The organism is Zoogloea sp., assembly GCF_028693495.1.
Taxonomy (GTDB): Bacteria; Pseudomonadota; Gammaproteobacteria; order Burkholderiales; family Rhodocyclaceae; genus Zoogloea.
In genome coordinates, this window is the sequence record NZ_JAQUVG010000094.1 from 8,077 (window position 1) to 13,575 (window position 5,499).

The window sequence follows — 5,499 nt, forward strand, 5'->3', positions numbered from 1 at the left end:
TGGGTCACCTCGAAGCGATACCTCAGGAAGCCGTCCACCCAGCGCAGCTGCCGGGCCTCTTCGGATTCATAGAGCTTGATGTAGGGAACACCCAGCTGACGGGCCTGGGCCTGGCGCTCTTCGGGGGTGGAGCCCTGGATCGAGCAACTGCCGGGGACCGGACGCAACTCAGCGTCGTCGCTGGGGTTGAGGCTGGGCAGGGATTCGAGCGGAGCCAGGCTGGTCAAGGGTGGAAGCCACAGTTCCAGTTGGCCGGGGGCATTACGGGCCATGCGGCTCTGGGACAGGTCGATCAGTGAGGGCCTGAAGTCGTAGTCCAGGGTGCGCAACTGGCGGGCCACCAGTTCGCTCAAGGCCTCGGCCCGGGTGGCGTCATCCGGGTGGAAGAAGCGGACCTCACCGCAGGTCGGGATGCCGGTCTTGAGCTCCGCGGGCTCCAGTCGCACCCCCATGCCCCGCAGCAGCAGGGAGATGGCTGCCATCGCTTCCCGGTCGGTGGCGGCCCGGTAGTGAGGATAGATCCGGGTGCCTGCAAATTGGGCGAGGTTCATGCCGGAGGGCGCGGTGGGTGCAAGTTTCTGCTGGACCAGGGTGGCCGCAGCTTCCAGTTCCTGCAGTTCCTTGCGTGTGCTCCGGAGGTTCTCGTCACTGATTTCCTTTTCCTGGACCTTCATCAGGCTGGTCAGCCAGCCTGTGACGGCCAGGGTCAGCAGGCCGCCCACCACGTAGAGCACCCTCTGGCGCCGGCTGCTGGCACGCTTGCTGCCAAGGGTGATGAATTCCCGTTCGGTCTCGTTCAGGTGGGGCGCCCACTCCGCCTGCAGGCGCAGGGCTTCGTCGAGCCGGTAGCCGGCGGGAAGGGCGTCCGGTGTGCGCCCCCGGACCTCCCAGGCGGTGATGCCTGCGTCTAGCCGGCGCCGCTCGCGGAGAACATCCCGGTGGGCGTCCACCAGGTCCTGAAGCGGGCTGCCGGCATTGGGGAGAATCGGCAGCAGCAGGCTGATGTCCAGGTGCCCGGGATTCAACCGGCAGGCATTGACCAGACGCTCCCGGATCAGCCAGAGCAGCGCTGCGGGACCCCGTTCGGCGAGGGCGGGCTGGGTCCGCAGGGTTTCCCAGGCGACGCTCTGCCAGCCGGTCTGGTGGTCGTCCCGGGCAATGGCCAGGCGCAGCAGGATGGCTTCCACTGGGAGGCGCAGGTGAGGGTCGAGCAGGGCGAGGCGGATCTCCAGGTGTTGTCCGAAGACCCGGGCCACTCCGCCGCAGGCGTCGTAGGCAGCGTTGGTCAGAAAGCCACGTACCGCCTGAGGCCACAGGCGGGCCAGGACCATCTGGGCGGCGGGCAGGGCACCTGGGCCGGTACCTGCATCCTGGGTGATCCGGTCGAGGAGGCCGGGTTCGAAGGCGAAGCCACTGCGCACGGCGGGGGTTTCGATGGCTCGCCGTACGGTTGTGCCATCGGGGGGGGCGAGTACGCAGCTTACCGGGGCCAGACGTGCCCACAGGGCGGCATGGGGGGAGCCGCCCTGGCGCCAGGCGAGCAGGGGCAGGTCGTGCCCGGTGAGCAGCACCGGGCTTTCGGGGCGGGCTTCGGCCAGCCTGGACAGGAGGGTGTCCGGCCACAGGGGCTGGCCGGCCTCCACGGGTAGCTGCAGGGCGCCCGGGATGTGGTCCCAGTCCTCAATGATCAGCAGTTCGCCCGGGACGGCGGCCGGCAGGGCCGCGAGGCCGGCAAGGTCGTCCCCGCGCAGGCGGCGGACGCTCAGGGACAGGCCGGGCTGCAGCCCTTCCTCGCGCAGCAGGGCCACCAGCGCGGCCACGAGGGAGCCCTTGCCGACCCCGGTGGCGCCGTTAAACAGGCACAGTCCGCTCTGGCGCAGATGCCCGGCGAGGGTGGCCGCCAGATCCGGGGGGAGTTCGATCAGGTTGACCCGCCCTTCGTCATAGGCGTCGAGGGCCACATAGGGGTTGGCGGCAGGCGTTGCGCTGGTATCCGCCTCCGTGGCCCAGACGGCTTTACTGTGCAGGCTGTTCACCAGGTGGGCCAGGGCGGCGGTATCGTCGGGCCAGTGGCGCAGGTCTTCCACCTGCATGTCGGCCACTCCGCGCAGGGACAGGGAGAAAATGTCCTCCTCGGCGCCCGGCAGCAGGATCGGCAGGATGCGGATCGGTTGATTGGAGCTGCGGGCCAGCTCGATCTCCCGCTTCTGCCAGATGGAGACGCCACGTCCCCCGGCACACACCAGCAGGTTCCGGCTGTGGTGCAGGGCAAGGGTGGTGGCTTCCGCAATCTGGATGCCTGGCGTAAGGGGAGAAGGATCCAGGAAAACGCTGAAACCCGCCTGTTCCAGCTCGGCAGACAGGGCCCGGGCCACCGGCTGGTCAGCCTCTCCGGCCGACAGGAAGACATCGTAGCCGGCGAACCGGAGGGTCGGGTCGAAGCGGGTCTCCGCAACGGCCCGGGGAGCGTTGTCCGGTGACTCCGCCAAGGCGTTGCGGATTGCCTGGAGGGCCTCCTGCTGACCCCGGGCGAGGGAGGTGTCGGGGCGGGCCAGCAGGGTCAGGGCATCCGCCAGCAGTTCGAAGGCGCCGCCGATGCGTCGCCGGCCCTCCCGGCGCTCCGGGTCGCTGACCACGATTTCCTCGAACGCAAACTCGGGCTGGTAGGGCAGGGTCAGGTCGCGGAAGGACAGCCCCGCTTCATTGAAGGCGGCGGGCTCCTCGTCCAGGAAGAAACTGTCGAAACGCTTGAAGAACTTGTCCAGCAGGGCGTCGTCCCGTTGCTCGATCCTGGCCGGCACCACCACCAGGTCGAGTGGCCGTCCGTCGCGCAGGCGGGTGACCGTGTCGGAGCGGAAATCCCGGGCGACCTCACGGGTGCCTTCCACGTTCTGATGGTTGGCGGCGCAGAGCATCACGATGCCATCGGCGAGCAGGTAGGTGCACACCCCGCCCATTTCGGTGACCCCGGTACGTGAGTCTACCAGCACCACGTCGTAGGGCTGACGGGGAGGCTGGGGCTGGGCCAGCTGGCTGCGCAGCCATTCGAAAAAGGCCCGCCCTTCCCAGTTGTCGTAGAAATCCTGCCAGTCGAAGGTACGCACGGCGAGCGCGTACTGGCGGTATTGGGCGACGGGCTCCCGCTGGCCGGCGGTCAGCAGGTGCAGTTCGCCGCCGTTGGGCAGGGGGCGCTGGTAGATCGGGAAGATGAACTGTTCGAGCTGGCGGAATTCGGCGGATTCATCCAGGGGGGCAGTTCCTGCCAGGCTTTTCTTGAAGCTCTGGAGCAGGTCGATCAGCCCACGGCTGGCAAGGGCAGCGCTACGTTCCACCTGAAAGTAGCGTTCGAGGCCCGGGGCTTCCAGGTCGAAGTCGATGGCCAGTACCCGCAGCCCCCGGCGGGCCAGGATGTCAGCCACGTTGGCCAGGGCCATGGAGCGACCTACGCCACCCTTGAAGGAGTAGAAGGTGAAGAAGCTGGTCACGGTTTAGATGCCCCCGGCCAGGGTGCGACGGAATTCCTCCCGCCGGTTCGGATCGGCCCCCTGGGCTTCTGCCCCGGCCAGGGTTTCCGGCAGGGACAGACGCAGCCAGCGACGCACCCGGGCCCGGTTGTTGATGGCCAGTTCGCAGCGGGGGTCAAGCTTGTTGGCGAAGCGGTCTACCAGCACGTCGATCTTCTGGGGACTGTCGATCAGGGCGTCCAGGCTGAAGACGGCCGGGTCTACGCCCGACAGGGTGGCCACCGTGACTGCCGGGTCGGACAGGAAGAGGTTGCCCTTGCCGGCCAGGGTCGGGTGCAGGGTGGACAGCTCATCCACCAGGACCAGACAGCCGCGGCCGCGCATGGCCTCCAGCAGGGGCCAGTCGGGGGTATCGGTGGCAAAGGCTTCAGGCTCGAAGGGGTAATAGCGGAGCCGGATGTGGTTGCCCAGCAGGGCGCTCTGATCCCGTTTCGCGACGACCCGCTGTTCGTTGATGGTCCGCACCACGTCGTCGAGGAGTTGGCGCACGCTGCCGTTGCCGAAGGGCTGCCAGTCGTGGCGGCAGGGGCCGTAGCGGTCTACCCAGCGGGTCAGGCTGCCCACCACGGACTGGAAGAACTCGAAGGGTTTGCGGCCCAGCTCGTCACGGATGAGCTCCGGATTGGCGGCAATCTGTTCGGCTTCTGCGCGGGTCATGGCCAGGACCGAATAGGCCAGCCCCACCAGCCGGGGATTGGTCACGTCCCGGTGACCGGGGGTCGCCAGGGGGAAGGCCTGAACCAGTCTGGCCAGCTCCCCTCCGATGGCTCCGCTGCCGTCCGCCAGCCAGTCGCCCACCGGGAACGTAGCGGCCGGTGCGGGCCAGTCCTGGGGGATGCCCGCGGCCGGCAGGGCCTCCAACAGCACGCTGTAGCTGCCCAGGCGGGCGGCCAGCATGCGGCTCAGGCCGGCCCCGCTGCCCGGATTCTCGGTCAGGCGGGCCAGGCCGGCGGGGGTGAGATGCAGGGCCACGCAGCGTGCCCGGGACAGGCTCCGGTCGAGGGCCAGGCGTTCCTGGCCGTCGCTGAAGGATTCGGGCGACACCAGGGCGGTAGTGGCCTGCCAGTCGGGGGGCAGCGCCTGACGCAGGGTTTCCACGGTCTGGTCGGCACAGCCCCGGATGCCGACGATCAGCAGTCCGCTGCTGAGCTGCCCGGGATGGGGGGCGGTTTCGTTGAAGATCCCGCCCCGGCGGGGGGAGAGAGGGTCATCCTCGACCCGGGGCAGGGCCTGGGTGATCTTGAGGGCCAGGTCGGTGGGGTCGGAGAAGAAGGCACAGGTGGCGGCGGCGTGGCCGGTGGTCAGTTCGTCCCGCAGGGCGAGGAGCTTCTGATGGGACTCCAGCTTGCCCTGTACGGAATCCAGATCCTTGCCGGTGATCTCTTCAAGGGGGCGGATGAAGATGTAGCAGGGTTTTCCGGTGGTCAGGGCCTGGCGGTACTCCAGCTCGGTGATGGACTTGCCCCCGTAGCCGTCGGGGCAGGCACCGTAACGTCCGGCAAACAGGCCCAGGTAGATGTCGGCGCCACGCACGTCCGCCAGGCACTGGTCTACCGGCGGTTCGGCAGAGGCCCGATAGCTGTCCTTGACCCGGTAGCCCAGCTTGACCAGAGCCTTGAGGGCAGCGTCCCGGTAGGCGGCCAGATCGGCAAGGGTGGAGGAAAGGTAGACCTGCTGGCTCATGGCGCTGTCCTCGAATGGGATTGGCATGCCGGCGTTGCACTGTCATTTCCAAAATAGCACAGGCCACCGTCCAGAATCCGGTTGATGCCCAAGGGGAGCCGGGAAGGCCGGTATTGCTCCGGTCCGCCCCCATCTCCTGCAGGAAAGAAAACTCCGTCCAGGTGGCCTGATGGGAGGCTGCAGGCTGTTCAGCGGGTGAGGGGGACCCCGCCCTCGCTGCCGCCGAACACCGTGATGCCTTCCTTGAGCGTGCCGATCACCCGGATTTCCGGCAGCTTGCCGGCCGGTGTCT

Annotated in this window: 2 protein-coding genes; both read right to left on the minus strand. The window is 68.2% G+C overall.

Features of this window, described 5'->3' with window-relative positions; all coding sequences use genetic code 11:
- Positions 1-3,485, minus strand: a 3,485-nt coding sequence (locus PHD22_RS13795) for a TIR domain-containing protein (protein ID WP_299867959.1), incomplete at its 3' end; no start/stop codon positions are given.
- 3 nt (positions 3,486-3,488) lie between these two features.
- Positions 3,489-5,234: a DUF4062 domain-containing protein gene (locus PHD22_RS13800; protein ID WP_299867962.1), complete on the minus strand. Its 1,746-nt coding sequence runs from the start codon at positions 5,232-5,234 to the stop codon at positions 3,489-3,491.
- Positions 5,235-5,499 lie beyond the last annotated feature (265 nt).

Coding starts and splice junctions, on each gene's coding strand:
- PHD22_RS13800 (WP_299867962.1), bottom strand. CDS start 5,234: ATGCCAATCCCATTCGAGGACAGCGCCATGAGCCAGCAGGTCTACCTT.